We start from the raw sequence: 1,360 nt of genomic DNA on the forward strand, positions 1-1,360 counted from the left end.
AAAAATCTATGGTCACCCCCTTTTTTGCAACGTTGATTTTGATTTATGATGGGCTTGCTTAAATCTATACGGCGTCTGATGGGCAACCTTACGTTGCCCGCGCCACGATGAAGTCCGCGCCTGCAGAACCTTAAAAAGCGGACGGCTTCAAAGAGCCATTTTTTATGTCAGGTTCATCCGCAGGTCGCTGTGCCGTTCATGTCATCAATAATCAGTCGTCGCAAAACCAGAAAGTCACTGCGTAACGCCTAAGAGCTAACAGTTCGTCCCTGTTGGCTCTTTTTATTGGATAAAAGCTGTACGATGGGTTGTCACCGACCAGGCTATTCGGGCCAGTTTGTTGGCTAACCCGCAGGCCACTACGTTCGAGTGATGCCGCGAGAGCTGGGCCTTCACCCAGTCAGCCAGCCGCCCCTGATTGTGTTCAAGTCGTTGCATAAAAGCGCGAGCGCATTGCACCAGAAGACGTCGCAGATTTTTATCCCCGCGCTTACTGATGCCCATTAGCGTACTTTTTCCGCCAGTGCTGTACTGACGTGGGACTAACCCCGTCGATGCAGCAAAGTCCCTGCTGCTGGCATAACTTTTTCCATCGCCAAGCTTCGTGGCTAAAAGGCTTGCCGTGATAAGTCCAACGCCGGGGATAGTCAGCAAGCGCTGTGCGGTATCGTCATCCGCCATGTGGGTTTTTAACTCTTGTTCGAGTTCTTCAATCTGTTCAGTGAGGTAGGCGTAATGCTGATGGAGACGCATAAGTAATCGCGCTAAATAAGGCGGCAGTTCGTGCTCTTCAAGCACCGCAGCAAGACGCCTGATAACCGCGGTGCCGCGCGGCATGCTAATGCCAAACTCCAGCAGGAAAGCGTGCATCTGGTTGGTGGTTTTAACGCGGTCTCTGACGATTGCGTCACGGACGCGATGAAGCGCCGACATAGCCTGCTGGTCTTCGGTTCGCGGAGTCACGAAGCGCATAGAAGGTCGTGATGCGGCTTCGCAGATAGCCTCGGCATCAATGAAATCGTTCTTATTGCTTTTAACGAAGGGTCGGACAAACTGAGGAGAGATGAGCTTCACCTGATGCCCGAACTGGCTGATGTGCCGGGCCATAAAATGGGCGCCCGCACAGGACTCCATAACAACGGTAGAAGCGGCACAAGTAGAGAGAAAGGCGGTTAACGGGTTGCGGGAAAACTTCTTACGTAGCAATGCATTACCGTTTTTATCCTGAGCGTGGACATGGAACGAATGCTTGCCGAGGTCAATACCGATGAGCGTAACGTTTTGCATGATGATCCCCTTCAGAAAGAAAAACACCCTGTCAGCGTACCGCTCACAGGGTGGGGGTGACCATCTTATTAAG

The 1,360-nt window shown here is 52.0% G+C and carries 1 protein-coding gene; it reads right to left on the reverse strand.

Going from position 1 to position 1,360, the window contains the following annotated elements:
- Positions 1–282 precede the first annotated feature (282 nt).
- The gene (locus HGO41_RS25705; protein ID WP_119261171.1) at positions 283–1,287 is read right to left on the reverse strand and encodes an IS110 family RNA-guided transposase; all 1,005 of its coding nucleotides are present in this window, start codon (positions 1,285–1,287) and stop codon (positions 283–285) included.
- Between the last annotated feature and the right edge of the window lie 73 nt (positions 1,288–1,360).

Source organism: Rahnella sp. CG8, assembly GCF_023701875.1.
Taxonomy (GTDB): domain Bacteria; phylum Pseudomonadota; class Gammaproteobacteria; order Enterobacterales; family Enterobacteriaceae; genus Rahnella; species Rahnella aceris.